This window comes from Sphingomonas arantia, assembly GCF_042682045.1.
Lineage (GTDB): Bacteria > Pseudomonadota > Alphaproteobacteria > Sphingomonadales > Sphingomonadaceae > Sphingomonas_R > Sphingomonas_R arantia.
This window is the reverse complement of sequence record NZ_JBHUGS010000002.1, coordinates 584,211-600,530: the sequence shown is the minus strand read 5'-3', so window position 1 is coordinate 600,530 and position 16,320 is coordinate 584,211. Positions and strand designations below refer to the sequence as shown.

The following is a 16,320-nucleotide window of genomic DNA, read 5'->3' as shown; positions in this document are numbered from 1 at the left end:
TGCAGGTCGATCGGCGATAGTCTTTACGTAGAAGACGAGGGCGGCGCGGGTTGTTCGGGCTCAGTTTCCCCCAGCCCAGCGGCAAACGCGATGCGCAGCACGTCGGAGAGGCTGCGCGCCGAAAGCTTCTCCATAAGATTGGCACGGTGGACCTCCACGGTGCGGGTCGCGATGTCGAGATCGTAGGCGATCAGCTTGTTGGGGCGGCCGACCACCATGCCGTTCAGCACGTCGCGCTCCCGCGCCGTCAGGGCGGCCAGGCGCACGTTCGCGTCGGCCGCGGCGAGCTGCCCGCGGTCGTTTCGGTCGGCCTGGCGCAACGCGTCGTCGATCGCGGCCAGCAGCGCGGTCCGCTCGAACGGCTTTTCCAGAAACTCGACCGCGCCCGCCTTCACGGCGCGCACCGCCAGGGTGACGTCGCCATGCCCCGTCAGCATGATGATAGGAAGCAGGATGCCCTGCGCCGCGAGCCGTGCCTGAACCTCCAGTCCGTCGATTTCCGGCATGCGGACATCGAGCAGCACGCAGCCCGGTGTGCCGCGGTTCGCCTGTTTCAGAAACTGCACGCCGGAGACATAGGTTTCGACGCCGTAACCCGCCTTGCGCAGCATGAAGCCGACCGATTGCCGGATGGCCTCGTCGTCGTCGACGATATGGACGGTACGCGTGGGGTCAGACATCTCGATCTCCTGCAAGTGGGACGCAGAAGTGGAAGGCCGTTCCGCATTCGACGCCGGCTTCTGCCCAGATCTTGCCGCCGTGCGCCTCGACGATCGTGCGGCAGATCGACAGGCCGAGGCCCATTCCGTCTTCCTTGGTGGTCGCGAACGCCTCGAACAGTCGATCGCGGATCGCGGGCGCGAGCCCGATCCCGGTATCGGCCACCGTCACCCGCACCCACCCCGCACGATCGGGCGCGGTCGCGATCGTCAGTTCCTTGTCCGGCACGCAGGCCATCGACTGGATCGCGTTGCGGATGAGGTTGACGAGGACCTGCTGGATCTGGACCCGGTCCACGAGCACCCGGTCCAGGCCGGCGGCGATCGTCATCGTGACCTTGACGCCCGCTTCGTGCGCGCCGAGCAGCCCCAGACTGGTCGCCTCCTCGACCAGCGCATCGAGCCGTTCCACCTGGAACCCGCTGTCGCTGCCGTCCACGAACGCGCGCAGCCGCCGGATGATCGTGCCCGCGCGCAGCGACTGGGCGGCCGCGAGGTCCAGTGCCTCGGCGATCTCGGCCAGCAGCTCGTCCTGGCTTTCGCCGATCATCGCGCGGGTGGTCTGGAGATAGGCGGCGATCGCCGTCAGCGGCTGGTTGATCTCGTGCGCCAGGGTGGAGGCCATGGTTCCCATCGCGCTGACCCGCGAAACATGGACCAGCTCGGACTGGAGTTCGTTCATCTTCCGGGCGGTATCGTGACGGTTCGTCAGGTCGCGCACGAAACCGGTGAAGATGCGGTCGCCGGCCATCGATGCCTCGCCGACCGCGATCTCAATGGGAAAAAGCGAGCCGTCCGCGCGCTGCGCCGATGCGGTGCGGACCGTTCCGATCATGTGCGGGATGCCGGTGGTGAGATAGGCGCGCAGATGGCCGCCATGCTCGCTGCGTTCGGCGCTGGGCATCAGCATCGCGACATCCTGTCCGATGACCTGGGCCGCCGCATATCCGAACATCTGTTCTGCGGCCCGGCTGAACGACGTGACGATGCCCTGTTCGTTGATGACGACCATGGCGTCCGGCACGGTGGCGAGGATGGAGCGCAGATGCTGTTCGCGCCGCAGCAACGCCGCCTCGGACGCCTTCTGATCCGTGATGTCGCGATTGACCTTGCCGAAACCGCGCAGCGCCCCCGTTTCGTCGCGCAATGCGGTGATCGTGACGCTGGCCAGGAATTCGGAGCCGTCCTTGCGCAGGCGCCAGCTTTCCTCCTCGATGCGGCCCTGCGCCGCGGCACGCGCCAGATCGCCCGCAGGTTTGCCGGCGGCGACATCGTCGGGCGTGTAGAACATGGCGAAGTTGCAGCCGACGACCTCGGTCTCGGTCCAGCCCTTCATCCGTTCGGCACCGCGGTTCCAGATGGTGACGCGGCCGTCCGGGTCCATCATGTAGATCGCGTAGCCGAGCGCACCGTCGATCAGAAGCCCGAGTTCCTCCGCCATCACCGCGTTCCGGCGCGACGTTTCGCTCATGTCGGCGGGGCGGCGGATCGAGGAACGGTTGGATGGGTCAGGACGGTTACCTTCCGAGGGACGCGGCGGGAAGTCATGGACGACCCGAAACAGACCAACGCCCCTGGACCGGTCATGGGCCATGTCAGGCAAACGGCGCCATGAGCGCCATCGCGGTTTGCCCGAGGATCAGCAACGTCAGACCCGCCGCGCCGATCAGCGCCCGACGATTCATGGCTTTCAGCGGATGAAGCGAGGTGCGAAAAGCGTGGAACATGGTCGGCGGTCCTCAAGATGCAAGGACGTCCTGAGCGTTGCGCGCCCCGATCGATATTGTGGTTTTACGCAAGTCGATGATTATTCTTGCCCGCCGCGGACGGTTCTGGAGGATGCGTAACTTCCGAGCCTTTCGTGGCGAACGGCCGCACGCAATGACGCTGCTGCCGCTTTAACGCCGAACATCCGTGGAAAAATCGATGTACGTCAAGAATGACAATGATGCCGCCAAGAACGCGTCGCAGCCGCGGCGTGCGGCCGGCGTGCCCGGCAAGAGCGGTCGAGCGGGTGGACACCGCGAAGGCCATGTCGTCGATCGCATCGGCTGGCTGCGCGCCGCGGTCCTCGGCGCCAATGACGGCATCGTCTCCACGGCCAGCCTGATCCTCGGTGTCGCAGCGGCCGGCAGCCGGACGGCCGACATCGCAATCGCCGGGACCGCCGGGCTCGTTGCCGGTGCGATGTCGATGGCGGCGGGCGAATATGTCTCGGTCAGCGCGCAGGCCGACACCGAGAATGCGGAGATCGCCCGCGAACGCGGCGAACTCGCCGCCGATCCCGCGGGGGAACTGGCCGAATTGGCGGCAATCTATGTGGCGCGCGGCGTGGACGAGCCAACCGCGCTCGTGGTCGCGACGCAGCTGATGGCGCGCGATGCCCTGGGGGCGCACGCCCGCGACGAACTCGACCTGTCGGTCGGGGCCCGCGCGCGGCCCGTGCAGGCGGCGTTCGCCTCGGCCGCCAGTTTCATGGTCGGCGCGGCGATGCCGCTGCTGGCCGTGTTCGCGTTGCCGGTCACGCTGCTGATCCCCGGTGTGGCTGTCGCATCGCTGCTGTTCCTGGCGATCCTCGGGGCGATGGGGTCGTGGGCGGGCAAGGCTGGGCTGTGGACCGGGACGCTGCGGGTCACCTTCTGGGGCGCGTTCGCGATGGCCGCCACCGCGCTGATCGGCCACCTGATCGGCACGACGGTCTGATCGCTCCACGCGATCGTGCGCGGCCGTCGCCTTGGCCGACACGGCTACCGCCAGAAGGAGACGTGGAACGACACCGGCCCGAGCGGTGTCACGTTGTGGAGGATCGTCGGCTCGACGATTCCGGCCGGGTCGTCCGGCGTCAGGATGCGCTCTGTGGGCGGGCGGCGGGTGTCGGTGACGCGGTAGAGCAGCCGGCCGCTCTCCACCTCGATCAGCTCCCAGGTGCCGTCCTTGGTAGCATGGTCGGCTCGCAGGCCGGCCGGCACCGTTGCCTCGTCGAACGAGGGTGTTCGCTTGTAACTTTGCAGCCCTTCCGGGAATGGACTCGGCGGGTTCATGCCGGTTCGACTTCGCGATAAAGTTCCCGTTCGCGGGCGATCAGGATTTCGGCGAGGAACCAGTAGGCTTCGCCCCATGCGGCCAGGACTTCGTCGGTCGCCGCGTCGCCCAGGACATCGCGGATCGCGGGTAGCAGGGCGGCGGCGACCGCGGGATAATGTTCGGCGCGGATATGTGTCGCGATATGACGCTGCGAGATCCGTTCGAGGGCCGCCGTCAGCGCGTCCAGCCGGTCGACGTTCTGCGCAAATGCCAGGATGGCTGCGGCCAGCCGCTGCGGCTGCGCGCCGGACTTCTGCGCGGCCATGTCGAACAGTGCCTTGATGTCGGGATCGACGAAGAGGCGCTGATACATGAGCGTCGTGATCGCCACGCCGTGCTGCTGCAGCGCGGGCGCCGTCGATTTCACGAGTGCCATCGTGCGCGGCGAAAGGGGCGTGGACATGATATGTTTCCGGTGTCGGCCTGATCCAGGCAGGGAAGCGGGGCCGCGCGAACGCAGCCCGGGCCGTGTGAGGCGGGGAGGCCCTACCGCGCGCTCAATGTGCGAAGAGCAGCGGGACCTTGCTGCTGGTGAGCAGCGAACGGGTGACCCCGCCGAGCAGGAATTCGCGGAGCCGCGAGTGGCCGTAGGCGCCGGAGACGATCAGTCCCGCACCCGTTTCGAGCGCGGCCTGCAGGATCGCTTTCCCGACACTGCCGTCGATCGGCTGGCGCTGCACGATCTCGACCTCGATCCCGTGGCGCGACAGATAGCGCGCGCCCGCATCGGCCGGCAGCGCCGACGAACGTTCGGCGACCTCGACGAGCTGGACGCGGGCGGCGAGGCGGAGAAGCGGTACGGCGACGCGCAGCGCGGTCGATGCCTCGGCCGACCCGTTCCACGCGACGATCACCGGCGCGCCGGTATCGAGCGAATGGACCGAGGCCGGCATCGCGAGCACGGGCGGCAACGCGCCGGTCGCGACGGCCCCGACCAGCGCCTGGGATCGCCCATATTCGGCGGACCGGTCGTCGAGGCTGAGGACGATGACATCCGTCAACGGCGAGGCCTTGATCAGGCCGTCGGCCGGCAGATCGTCGACATGGATCCAGTCCCAGGGGATCGTCTCCAGCCGCAGACGCTGCTCGACCTTCTTCTGCAGGGCGAAGCGCCTCGCCTCCATTTCCTCGAACAGTTCGACCGGCACTGCGCTGGCAAGGCTCGGATCGCCCATGAAATAGTCGGGATAGGGTTTGGCGTGGAGGCAGGTGATGTGACCGGCAAAGGCGCGGGCGAGATCGAACACAGCCTGCAGCCGGGATTCGAGGCCGGCATCGTCATGGACGTGGAGGAGGATGGATTTCATCGAAGGGTCCTTCGCTTGTGCGGACGGGAAGAGTGGGTTCGGCAGGCCGGCGCGGACAGTGCGGATCGCGATGTCAGCCGGGTCAGGCCTGACAGTGCATCTCGACATGGAAGTCCTGGCTTGCGGGCGGCATGGCCGGCGCGGCGGAGACGGCATCGTAGAGCCGGATCGCGACGGCACCGACGAGCGCGGGCAGGAGGACGCCCGTATCGACCCGGGCATTCGCCATGACGATCAGCTTGCCCGCCAGGAGTTCGGTTTGCACCATCGCGACGTCGGCCGCCGGAACGCCGATCCCGCGCAGGGCGGAACCGAACGCCTCCGCACCGGTCGTACCGGTCCGGATATCGAGCCCCGCGATCACGGCGGATGCCATATATCCGAGGACGATGGTCGGCCCGTTCATGGGTGACGGGAGCGAGACGCCGTCCGCGAAGATCGGCCATTGCCGCTGCCAGATGCCGGCCGGGCACCCCCATAGCCGGACCCGGTGATCCGCCTTGTAGAGGCTGATCGGCATCACGACGTCCGCGCGATCGACGCCGGCGACGGTGATCGCGGTCCTGCTGCCGAGCTGGTCGCCCAGCCGGTCGATCGCGGCCTCGGCCAGAGTTTCGTCGTCGTAGACGGCGATGATCGCGGAAATGCTGTGCATGATGTCGGTTCCGGGCGCGGATGGAGGCGCCGTCTCCGCTCGACAGTCGCACCGGCACCAGCGCGGGACTATTGTGGTTTCCCGCATCGCCGTGGCTGCGTAGTTTCCGAGGCTGCATGAGCGGTGTCCGGATCTTCTAGGGACGCGGTTCCCGATCCCGGGCGTCCGTCGCCAGGGTCCGCACGATGGCGATCAAGCGCCGACGCGCGTCTCGCACCGGCAAGATCATTCAGATCCCGAAAGGATCGACACCATGACCTATCAGAGCCTCAACCCGTTCGACGGCACGATCATCGAGACGTTCACCGACCTGTCCGATAGCGAGGTCGAGGCGAAGCTGGCCGCGGCGCAGACGTGTTTCGAAACGTGGCGCCACACCAGCTTCGCCGACCGTGCCGTCATCCTCAACCGCGCCGCCGATCTGCTCGACGAGCGGGCCGACGCGCTGGCGCGGACGATGACGCTCGAAATGGGCAAGCGGATCGGCGAGGCGCGCGGCGAGGTCGCGTACAGCGCGCAGATCCTGCGCTATTACGCCAAGAACGCCGAGCGCTTCCTGGCGCCGGTCAAGCTCGATCCGATCGTCGGCGCGGCGCATATGGAAAGCAGCCCGATCGGCGTCGTCTTCTGCGTCGAGCCCTGGAATTTCCCTTATTACCAGCTCGCGCGGATCGCCGGTCCGCACCTGATGGCGGGCAACACGCTGGTCGTGAAGCATGCCGCGATCGTACCGGGCTGCGCGATCGCGTTCGAGCAGCTGTTGCGCGACGCCGGTGCGCCGGTCGGCCTCTACACCAACCTGCTGATCACGCATGACCAGTCCAACCGCATCATCGACGATCCGCGGATCAAGGGCGTCGCGCTGACCGGCAGCGTTGCGGCGGGCCAGAGCATTGCGGCGCGGTCCGGTCGTAACCTCAAGATCTCGTCGATGGAGCTCGGCGGCAGCGATGCGTTCATCGTGCTCGACGATGCCGATCTCGATCACGTCATCCCCTGGGCGGTGTGGGGCCGGATGTACAACACCGGCCAGACCTGCTGCGCCGCCAAGCGCTTCATCGTCGTGGACTCGCTCGCCGATGCGTTCCTCGCCAAGTTCAAGGTCGCGCTGGAGGCGTTGAAGGCCGGCGACCCGCTGGACCCCGCAACCACGCTCGGGCCGTTGTCGAGCGAGGCGGCCCTCGTCCAGCTGGTGGAGCAGGTCGATACCGCGGTGGCCGCCGGCGCCACGGTGGTCACGGGCGGCACGCGCATCGATCGGGCCGGCGCGTTCATGCAACCGACCATCCTGACCGACATCGCACCCGGCAATCCGGCCTTTCGCGACGAGTTCTTCGGTCCGGTCGCATCGTTCTTCCGCGTGAAGGACGAGGACGCCGCGGTCGCGCTCGCCAATGATTCCGACTTCGGTCTCGGTGGCTCGGTCTGGACCGCCGATGCCGCGCGCGGTGCGCGTGTCGCCAGCCGGGTCGATACCGGAATGATGTTCATCAACAACATCGACTGGACCGATGCCGAGCTGCCGTTCGGCGGCATCAACAACTCGGGCTATGGCCGGGAACTCGGCGACATGGGCATCCAGCAGTTCGTGAACAAGAAACTGGTCCGCACGGCGTCGATGGCCGCCCCGGTCTGACCCCGCGATTGTTCGACCGGAGAAGCTGACGATGCACTTCAAAGCCTTTCCCGTCGAGTTCACGCCCAAGCTGTTCTCGGTCCTCAGCGAGGGCTATGGCGTAGCCCGGCTGCGGGCGGACGTCGTCGCGGGCCTCACGGTCGCGATCGTCGCTCTGCCGCTGTCGATGGCGTTGGGGATCGCCAGCGGTGCCACGCCCGACAAGGGGCTGATCACGGCGGTCGTCGCCGGCCTGCTCGTCTCGCTGCTCGGTGGGTCGCGGGTGCAGATCGGCGGCCCCACCGGGGCGTTCGTCGTCATCGTCTTCAACGTCATCGCGCAGCATGGTTATGACGGCCTCGTGCTCGCGACCTTGCTCGCCGGCGTCATCCTGGCCGCCGCCGGCTATCTGCGGCTCGGCGGCTTGGTGAAGTTCATCCCGCATCCCGTGGTGACCGGGTTCACCGCCGGGATCGCGGTCATCATCGCATCGACCCAGGTGAAGGACTTTCTCGGCCTGCGCATGACATCGATGCCGGCCGATTTCATTCCCAAATGGGCGGCCTATTTCGCGGAGATCGCGACCATAAGCCCGTTGACCGTCGCGGTCGGTGGCGGCGCGCTGGCGACGATCATCGTCCTGCGTCGGGTGGCGCCGCGCATCCCCGGCTTCCTCGTCGCGGTCGTCCTCGCATCGATTGTCGTGGTGGCGCTCGGGCTGCCGGTCGACACGATCGGGTCGCGGTTCCCGACCATGGCGACGGGCATGCCGATGCCGCAGCTGCCGGCCTTCACGTTGGAGAAGGTCCGCCAGGTTCTGCCGTCCGCCTTCACGATCGCGTTCCTCGCGGGCATCGAGTCCCTCCTGTCGGCGGTGGTCGCCGACGGGATGACGGGGTTCCGCCACCGCTCCAACCAGGAGATGGTGGGGCAGGGTATCGCGAATATCGGCTCTGCGCTGTTCGGCGGACTGCCGGCGACGGGGGCCATCGCGCGCACGGCGACCAACATCAAGGCAGGCGGGCGCTCCCCCGTCGCGGGCATGTCCCACGCGATCTTCATCCTGCTGTTCATCCTCTTCGGATCGAAGCTGATGGCGTTCGTCCCGATGGCGGCGCTGGCCGCGATCCTGTTCATGGTCGCCTGGGGAATGAGCGAGCATCGCCATTTCCTGGGTTACCTGCGGATGCCGAACGGCGACCGCCTCGTCCTGCTGCTGACCTTCGGATTGACGGTGCTGGTCGACCTGACCGTCGCGATCGGCGTGGGCGTGACGCTGGCGTCGTTGATCTTCATGGCGCGGATGAGTGCGACGGTGACCATCGGGGCGGGGTTCGACGAAGGGGACGAGGACTTGCGGCAACGCGACGCGGTGCCCCCGGGCGTCGAGGTGTTCCGGATGAGCGGGCCGTTCTTCTTCGGTGTGGTGGGCGGGCTGATCGACACGTTCCGCGCGATGGGTCAGCAGCCCCGCGCGCTCATCCTGCGCATGCGGCTGGTGCCGATGATCGACGCATCCGGCGCGACCGCAATGGACGGGCTGGTCGGCGAGGCCGAACGTGCCGGCATCCAGGTGATCCTGTCCGGCGTCCAGCCGCAGCCGGGCGAGATGCTGGCCCGTATCCGGCTCGGCCCGTCCGACGGTCGGGTGCGCCATGCCGCGGATTTTGCGGCGGCGTTGCAGTTGGCCCGCACGACGGTCGGGTAAGTCCCGGGGACCCGCACGACGACGCCGGCGGCCCGCGGCTTCACATCCGCATCGTGCCGGTTTCGAGGAAGCGCTGGTGCCAGGACAACGCCTCGCCCGGCAGGGTCGGCGTTTGTTGCCCGTAGGAACCGGCGCGTGCCCGGCGATAATAGTCGGCCAGCGCGGGGCGGTAGTCGGGGTGTGCGCAGGTGTCGATAATCAGGGTCGCGCGCTGTTTCGGGCTGAGCCCGCGGAGGTCGGCCAGCCCCTGTTCGGTGACGAGCACCTGGACGTCCTGGCTGATATGATCGACATGGCTCGCCTGCGGGACGATCGCGGAGATCTTGCCGCCCTTCGCGGTCGACGGCGTCATGAAGATCGAGACATAGGCGTTGCGCGCGAAATCGCCAGAGCCGCCGATGCCGTTCTGGATGCGCGAGCCCATGATGTGCGTCGAATTGACGTTGCCGTAGATGTCGGCCTCGATCAGCCCGTTCATCGCGAGGCAGCCCAGCCGGCGGATCAGCTCGGGATGGTTGCTGATCTCCTGCGGGCGCAGGATCATCCGGTCTCGGTAGGCGCCCATGTCCGCGTTCAGCCGCGCCGCCGCCTCCGGGCTGAGCGAGAAGGCGGTCGCCGACGCCATCCGCAGCTTGCCGGAGTCGAGCAGGTCGAGCATCCCGTCCTGGATCACCTCGGTATAGGAGGTCATGGCATCGAACGGGCCGCTGACGAGCCCGGTCAGCACCGCATTGGCGATGTTGCCGACGCCCGACTGCAACGGCAGCAGTGACGCGGGCAGGCGGCCGCGCGCGACCTCGTGTCGGAAGAACTCGATCAGGTGACCGGCGATTGCGTGCGCGGCGGCATCGGGGGCCGCGAACGGCAGGTTGCGATCGGGCGCCTCCGTCTCGACGATCGCGACAATTTTCGCGGGATCGACCCGGAAATAGGCTTCGCCGATCCGGTCGTCGGGGCGGATCAGCGGGATCGGCACACGGTGCGGCGGTAGCGCGGTGCCGTAGTAGATGTCGTGCATCCCCTCCAGCGCCGGGTTCTGCCAGGCGTTGACCTCCAGGATGATCTGATCGGCGCGGTCGAGCCAGGTCTTGTTGTTGCCGATCGAGGAAGACGGGATCAGCGAGCCGTCGGCGCGAATGCCCGACACCTCGACCACCGCGGTGTCGAGCGGGCCGAGAAAGCCCTGCCACGCCATCGGCGCGACCTGGCTCAGATGCATGTCGAAATAGTCCATCTCGCCGCGGTTGATCTTCTCGCGCGCGATCGGGTCGGAATTGTAGGGCAGGCGAAACTCGATGCCGTCTGCCTTGGCCAGCGCACCGTCGAGTTCGGGACCGGTCGACGCGCCGGTCCAGACGCGGATCCGGAACGGGTTGCCCGCGGCATGTTCCGCCTCGATCCGCGCGGCGAGCGCCAACGGGACCGCCTTGGGGTAACCGGAGCCTGTGAAACCGCTGAGCCCGACGGTGCTGCCCGGCGCGATCAGCGCGGCGGCCGCATCGGCGCTCATGATCCTGCTGCGCAGGGCTTCGTTCGCAATCCGGGTCATCAATCTTGTACTCCTACGGGGCATTGCGTTCGGTAGGGCTGGTCACGAACGCGTCGGGCCGATCGGATCCGCCGGCGCGCTGCCGCGCCGCGGCTGTCGCCCACCAGCAGAGCTGATCCAATGTCCGATCGAAATAGCCGGCCCAGCGGTCGCCGTCGACGCCGGCGGGATATCCGCCCTCCTCGTCGAACACGTCCTGCGCATGCGGGACATGGATCATCGCCGACACCGGCAGGCAGCCCAGTTCCGACAGGAACGTGCGCATGCTCACCGCGGCGCGGGTGCCACCCCATTGGCCGGCCGAATAGGTCACGATCGCGCTCGGCTTGAACGAGAATAGCGAACTGCCGAAGTGGTTCAGCAGGTCGCTGAGCGCGGGGCTCATGAGGTGATTATATTCCGGACTGATCATGACATAGCCGTCGGCGTGGCGGATCTGGTCGGCCAAGCGGTCCAGCGCCGCGGGGGCCTTACCCGCTGCATAGGCGAAGAGCGGCTTGAACGGATGGGGGGCATCGACCTCGACGGGGTCGATCAGGGTCGCTGCCACGTCCTTATCGGCCAGGCGGCGGAGGCAAGCCGCGGAAACCCGTGCCCCGAGGCGCGTCGGCAGCGGTGCGCCGGACACCCGTTCCGAACCGAGGAACACGAGAATCGATGGCGTCATCACTTCATCCTCAACGCTGATGCGTCCTCCCGGTCGGGCGATCGACTGACGGCAGCCATCGGTAAATACCCAGCCGGGCGCAGCGCGTTTGTGAGGACCGACACCGCCGACAGGCTCATCGCCTCGGCCATGGCGGGCGCGTCGTTGACGCCGTCGCCCGCCATGGCGATCTTGCGGCCCTCGCGGCGCAGTTGATCGATCAGCGCCTTCTTGTCCTCAGGCAGAACGCCGGCACATACCTCGCCGATGCCCGGGCCCGCGTCAGTTCGCTCCGGCCGCCGGCTGGATCACCTTGACGAGGCCGGGCAGCGCCTGGCCGGTGGGGAGGCGGCCGCTCGCGGTCAGGCGGCCGGTGCGGTCGTCCCAGCGGAGCGTGGCGGACTGGCCGCCCTGCCGGTAGGCGTTGGTGACGCCGTCGTCGTCGTAGAGCGCGAAGCTGGTGTCGCGGCCGGGATAGACCCGGACGCTTTCGAGCGGCTGGCGGGTCGCGGTGCTCATCACGGGGGCGCCCATCGGGACGATCGAACCGGCACGGACGAACAGCGGGATTTTGTCGATTGGTGCGGCCACCGTGACCGTCTGGCCGCCCGTATATTTGCGGTTCGTCCAGTAATCGTACCAGTCGGCACCAGCGGGCAGGTAGACCGGGCGGCTGGTCTGGCCTTGTTCGGTGACGGGGGCGACGAGGAAGGCGGGGCCGAACATATACTGGTCGCCGATCGTCGCGGCCGCGAGGTCGGCCGGGAAATCCATGAACAGCGCGCGCATGAACGGCGCGCCCGTCTCGTAAGTGTTGCGGCCCATGGCGTAGAGATAGGGCATCAACGCGTAGCGGAGCTTCAGGAAGTCGGCGATGACCGGTTCGGCCGCCTTGCCATATTCCCACACCGCGGTGCCGGGCCGCTGGCCATGGATTCGGAGCGTCGGGGTGAACACGCTATAGGCGAACCAGCGCGTGAACAGTTCGGGATAGTCGCGGTAGTCGGGTGCCATCGCGGTGGCGCCGGCCGGATCGAGCAGCACGGGCCGCGCCGCCTGCGGTCCGTTCGGCCACTGCCAGCCGCCGATGTCGCTGCCCCAATAGGCATGGCCGCTGGCGGTGAAGCCGAGGCCGGTCGGGATCTGGCGGCGATACGCCTCCCACGTCGACTTGATGTCGGACGACCAGAACAGCCCGCCATTGCGCTGCGTGCCGAGATAGGCGGCGCGCGACAGGATCAGATTGCGCAGGTTCGGGCGGTCGCGCGCCGATCCGTCCGCGACGCCGCTGGTGTGCACCAGCGGGAAGAGATTGTGATAGCGGTCGCCCGAACCGATCGAGAACTGGTTGCCGTCCGGCACCAGGTCCGGCTCGGTTTCGTCCAACCAATACCATTCGAAGCCCTGCGACGCGATATTGTCGCGGATCGTCTGCCAGTACCAGGCGCGCGCATCCGGGTTGGTGCTGTCGATCAATGCCCCGGCGCGATCCGCCCGGATGGGCAGCCCGTCGACGACATTGCCGTCATGATCCTTCAGCAGCCAGCCCTTGGCCGCGAGCATGTTGTAGTAGCGCGATTCACGTTCGAACCGCGGCCACACGCTGATGATCGAGTGCATCCCCATCGCGCGCAACTTGTCGTTCATCCCCTTGGGGTCGGGGAAGTAGGTGCGGTCGATGTCGAGTTGCCCCATGCGGGTCCAGTGGAACCAATCGAGCACCATGATGTCGAGCGGGTAGCCGCGGCTGCGATAGCCGTCGGCGATGCCGAGCAGTTCGGCCTGCGTCTCGTAGCGCGCCTTCGACTGGATCAGCCCGAACGCGGCCTTCGGCGGCAGCGGCGTGCGCCCGGTGAGTTGCGCGTAGCCGGCGTAGAGCGCGTCGGTGGTGGCGCCGGTGATGACGAAGAACGACACGCGTTCGCCGACGTTGGACTGGAAATGCGTGCCGTTGTGGAGGCCCGGCGATACGGTCAGCGCCGACGGATTGTCCCAGACGATGGCGTAGCCCTTGTTGGTCACCATGAACGGCACGCAGACCGTCTCGCCCGCCGGCGCATCGTAATTGTGGCGGCAGTCGATGGTGCGGCCGCGCAGGTCGAGCGTGCCTTCCTGGTTCTGGCCCAGGCCGTAATAATGCGTGTCGGGCGTGTCGGCGAAGCTGGCCCCGACGCGGAACGTCTTTTCCCCGTTCACCGTGTGCGGGGCCATTTCCCAGCCGTCCATCCGGGTGAGCACGCGGCCTGCGCCGTCGGCGATGGAGAGCGACACGGGCGGCAGCGACGGCGCGAAATAGCGTTCCATCTGGCTGGGCGCCTTGGGCCAGGGCTGCGCGTTCACTGTGAGTGTCATGCCGGGCGATGCGAAGATGTCGCCGGTCGCGTCGCTGCGGCGGGTCCAGCCGGTCGTGTTCGACTGCGCGTTCGGGCCGGGTCCGGGGGGGGCATCGGCCAGCGTGCGATCCAGCGCGATCGTGACCCGCACGATGTTGGGCGCATAGGGTTCGACCGCGACCAGGCTGCCGTTGCGGTCCAGCGTCGCCATCGGCTCCGCCAGCGCCGGGACGGTGGCCAGCGTCGCGAGCAGCGATGCCCCGGCCAGCGTCAGCATGCGACGGCGCTTCGTGATGCTCATCAGGGTCCCTCCCGTCGGACAGGCGAACTGAGGCCGCCTTTGAATTCCGGTCTTTCGCTTAAGAGACAAGTCTTCACCGATGCAAGCGCAACCGTGATTGGGCGTTGCATGGGGCGGGGGAGATGCCATTAGTCTGGCGCCATGCTGACACTCTTCCCAATACGACCGCGCCACTTCCGGGCGGTTGCGCGCCGGGCCGGCTTTTCCTGCCTTCTCGCGCTTGCCATGGTGACGCCGGCTGGTGCCGCCGGTCCGTCGCTGCGTTATGCGTGGCGCAACGTGACGGTGGGCGGTGGCGGGTTCGCGCCGGGGATCGTGTTCAGCACGGCGGAGCGCGGCCTCGCCTATCTGCGCACCGACATGGGCGGTGCCTATCGCCGGGATGCGCGGGCGGACCGCTGGATCCCGCTGCAGGACGGCATGGCGATCGGCAGCTACATGGGCATCGAGAGCGTCGCACCCGATCCGGTCGATGCGGAGGTCGTCTATCTGGCGGCGGGCATGGGGGCGCGGGCGCCGGCCGCGATCCTGCGATCGGCCGACCGCGGCGGGCATTGGCGGGTGACACCCGTTTCGTTCGCGATGGGCGGGAACGAGGACGGGCGCGGCCTTGGCGAACGGCTCGCGGTCGATCCGCATAAGCGCGCGACGCTGTTCTTCGGATCGCGTCACGACGGGCTGTGGCGCAGCGACGACAGCGGCGCACGGTGGCGGCGCGTGTCGGCGTTTCCGCTGGCGGGGCTCGGCCAGCCCACGGAACCGCGCAAGACGCATGGCGGACTGAGCTTCGTCCTGTTCGACCCCGCGCAGGCGGGGCGGATGTTCGTGGGCAATGCGGACCCCGGCGACCGGCACCTGTTCCGGTCGGACGATGGCGGGCAGAGCTGGCGGGCGGTGCCCGGTGGCCCGGCGGCGGACATGGTGCCGGTCAAGGCGGTCGTCGGCGGCGACGGCGTGCTGACCATCAGCTATGCCGATGCGATCGGGCCGAACGGCGTCACGCGCGGCGCGGTCTGGCGGCACGCGATCGCAACCGGTGCGTGGACGGACGTGACGCCGGACCGCCGCGCCGATGCGCCACCGGGCGGCTATTTCGGGGTCGCCGTGTCGCGACAGGACCCGCGCGTCATCGCCGTCAGTACGGTCAACCGGTACAACCCGATCGACACGGTGTGGCGGTCCGTCGACGGCGGCGCGCATTGGGACGAACTGTACCGCCGAAGCATCCGCGACGTCACGGCCAGCCCGTTCCTGAAACTGAACGGCGAGGAGGCGGATTTCGGCCACTGGATCGCCGGGCTGGGGATCGACCCGTTTGACGATCGCCATGCCGCCTATACGACCGGCGCGACGCTGTACGACACGCGCGACTTCGCCGCGCCGGGCCGCATGACATGGCGGCCCTGGACGCGGGGGATCGAGCAGACCGCGATCATCACCCTGACCAGCCCGACCGGCGGCGCGCCGCTGGTTTCGGGGTTCGGCGACATCGCCGGGTTCCGCCATGACAACCTGACGGTTTCGCCGCCGCATGTTCACCGCAACCCGTATCTGACCAACACCAACACGCTGGACTATGCCGGACTGGCGCCGTCCGTGATGGTGCGCAGCGGCAGTACTCATACCAAGATCGTGCCCGGCCCGTCGCTCGCCTGGTCGGCCGACGGGGGTGGCAGCTGGCAGCCGCTGGTCCCGCGCGAAATCGCACCGGTTCGCCCGTTGGAAGGGCCCGCGCCCATCGCGACGGGCGACGCGCCGATCATCGTGTCGGCGGACGGCCGGACGTTCCTGGCAGGCACGATCATGCCGATGCTGACCCGCGACCGCGGCGCGAGCTGGGTCGAGGCGATCGGACTGCCGCTGCGCAGCCGCCCGGCGGCGGACAAGGTCGATCCGCGCCTGTTCTACGTCGTGGATGCGGAGGCGGGCCGGTTCCTGCGCAGTGAGGACGGCGGCGCGCATTTCACTGTCGTCGCGGCACGCGGGTTGCCACGGGACCTGTCGAGCGCGCGCAACACCTGGCGCGAGGCGCAGAATCCACTGGTGGCGACGCCGGGTCGCGCGGGTGCGTTGTGGCTGCTGATCGACGGAACGCTCTACCGTTCGGAGGATCGTGGCGACAGCTGGGTCCGGGTACCGGGAGCCTTGAAGATCGGCTATTACGGGCTCGGCAAGGCGGCGACCGGCAGCGGCTGGCCGGCGCTCTACGCCATCGGCGAACGCGAGGGCGTGAAGGCGGTCTGGCGGTCGATCGACGGCGGGACGGACTGGGCGCGCATCAACGACGATGCGCACCAATGGGGCATGCGGTTCCGCGTCATCGGGGGCGATCCCAAGCGCTATGGCCGGGTCTATATCGGCACCGACGGCCGCGGGATCGTCTACGGAGACCCCCGCTAGGGC

The 16,320-nt window shown here is 68.0% G+C and carries 15 protein-coding genes; 4 read left to right on the top strand and 11 right to left on the bottom strand.

What is annotated here, in order from left to right:
* Window positions 1-23 precede the first annotated feature (23 nt).
* The 3 genes from ACFSGX_RS08490 to ACFSGX_RS08480 all read right to left on the bottom strand — a co-directional run bounded on the left by ACFSGX_RS08490 (window position 24) and on the right by ACFSGX_RS08480 (window position 2,446).
* Window positions 24-680: a response regulator transcription factor gene (locus ACFSGX_RS08490; protein WP_380929071.1), complete on the bottom strand. Its 657-nt coding sequence runs from the start codon at window positions 678-680 to the stop codon at window positions 24-26.
* The gene (locus tag ACFSGX_RS08485) at window positions 673-2,190 is read right to left on the bottom strand and encodes a PAS domain-containing sensor histidine kinase (protein ID WP_380929070.1); all 1,518 of its coding nucleotides are present in this window, start codon (window positions 2,188-2,190) and stop codon (window positions 673-675) included. The genes ACFSGX_RS08490 and ACFSGX_RS08485 overlap by 8 nt, the downstream gene beginning before the upstream one ends.
* A gap of 124 nt (window positions 2,191-2,314) precedes the next feature.
* Window positions 2,315-2,446 (bottom strand): hypothetical protein, encoded by a 132-nt coding sequence (locus ACFSGX_RS08480; RefSeq protein ID WP_380929068.1) that lies wholly within the window; start codon window positions 2,444-2,446, stop codon window positions 2,315-2,317.
* A gap of 199 nt (window positions 2,447-2,645) precedes the next feature.
* Between ACFSGX_RS08480 and ACFSGX_RS08475 the strand changes: the two genes are divergently transcribed.
* Window positions 2,646-3,422 carry a VIT1/CCC1 transporter family protein gene (locus tag ACFSGX_RS08475; RefSeq protein WP_380929067.1) on the top strand — a complete coding sequence of 259 codons (777 nt, stop codon included), beginning with the start codon at window positions 2,646-2,648 and terminating at the stop codon, window positions 3,420-3,422.
* Window positions 3,423-3,466: 44 nt separating this feature from the next.
* Here ACFSGX_RS08475 and ACFSGX_RS08470 read toward each other — a convergent pair whose 3' ends face one another.
* From ACFSGX_RS08470 to ACFSGX_RS08455, 4 genes are all read right to left on the bottom strand, one after another.
* Window positions 3,467-3,760, bottom strand: coding sequence for a TehB family protein (locus ACFSGX_RS08470; protein ID WP_380929065.1), 294 nt, complete (start codon window positions 3,758-3,760; stop codon window positions 3,467-3,469).
* Complete coding sequence (locus tag ACFSGX_RS08465) at window positions 3,757-4,206, bottom strand: globin domain-containing protein (RefSeq protein ID WP_380929063.1); 450 nt, start codon at window positions 4,204-4,206, stop codon at window positions 3,757-3,759. The genes ACFSGX_RS08470 and ACFSGX_RS08465 overlap by 4 nt, the downstream gene beginning before the upstream one ends.
* A 94-nt stretch (window positions 4,207-4,300) precedes the next feature.
* Entirely contained in the window at window positions 4,301-5,110 is an 810-nt protein-coding gene (locus tag ACFSGX_RS08460; RefSeq protein WP_380929061.1) for a universal stress protein, read from the bottom strand.
* 82 nt (window positions 5,111-5,192) lie between these two features.
* Entirely contained in the window at window positions 5,193-5,765 is a 573-nt protein-coding gene (locus ACFSGX_RS08455; RefSeq protein WP_380929060.1) for a hypothetical protein, read from the bottom strand.
* Window positions 5,766-6,018: 253 nt separating this feature from the next.
* Between ACFSGX_RS08455 and ACFSGX_RS08450 the strand changes: the two genes are divergently transcribed.
* Window positions 6,019-7,401 carry an NAD-dependent succinate-semialdehyde dehydrogenase gene (locus tag ACFSGX_RS08450; protein ID WP_380929058.1) on the top strand — a complete coding sequence of 461 codons (1,383 nt, stop codon included), beginning with the start codon at window positions 6,019-6,021 and terminating at the stop codon, window positions 7,399-7,401.
* Between the two features lie 31 nt (window positions 7,402-7,432).
* Window positions 7,433-9,088, top strand: a complete 1,656-nt coding sequence (locus ACFSGX_RS08445; RefSeq protein WP_380929056.1) for a SulP family inorganic anion transporter — start codon at window positions 7,433-7,435, stop codon at window positions 9,086-9,088.
* Window positions 9,089-9,128: 40 nt separating this feature from the next.
* Here ACFSGX_RS08445 and ACFSGX_RS08440 read toward each other — a convergent pair whose 3' ends face one another.
* Genes ACFSGX_RS08440 through ACFSGX_RS08425 form a run of 4 tightly spaced genes read right to left on the bottom strand, consistent with a single transcriptional unit; the run spans window position 9,129 to window position 13,893 of the window.
* Complete coding sequence (locus tag ACFSGX_RS08440) at window positions 9,129-10,637, bottom strand: acetyl-CoA hydrolase/transferase family protein (protein ID WP_380929054.1); 1,509 nt, start codon at window positions 10,635-10,637, stop codon at window positions 9,129-9,131.
* 13 nt (window positions 10,638-10,650) lie between these two features.
* Window positions 10,651-11,304, bottom strand: a complete 654-nt coding sequence (locus ACFSGX_RS08435; protein ID WP_380929052.1) for an NADPH-dependent FMN reductase — start codon at window positions 11,302-11,304, stop codon at window positions 10,651-10,653.
* Complete coding sequence (locus tag ACFSGX_RS17745) at window positions 11,304-11,552, bottom strand: HAD family hydrolase (RefSeq protein WP_465270300.1); 249 nt, start codon at window positions 11,550-11,552, stop codon at window positions 11,304-11,306. The genes ACFSGX_RS08435 and ACFSGX_RS17745 overlap by 1 nt, the downstream gene beginning before the upstream one ends.
* Window positions 11,553-11,565: 13 nt before the next feature.
* Window positions 11,566-13,893, bottom strand: coding sequence for a glycoside hydrolase family 31 protein (locus ACFSGX_RS08425; protein WP_380930017.1), 2,328 nt, complete (start codon window positions 13,891-13,893; stop codon window positions 11,566-11,568).
* A gap of 249 nt (window positions 13,894-14,142) precedes the next feature.
* Between ACFSGX_RS08425 and ACFSGX_RS08420 the strand changes: the two genes are divergently transcribed.
* Entirely contained in the window at window positions 14,143-16,317 is a 2,175-nt protein-coding gene (locus ACFSGX_RS08420; protein ID WP_380929050.1) for a WD40/YVTN/BNR-like repeat-containing protein, read from the top strand.
* The last annotated feature ends 3 nt before the right edge of the window (window positions 16,318-16,320 follow it).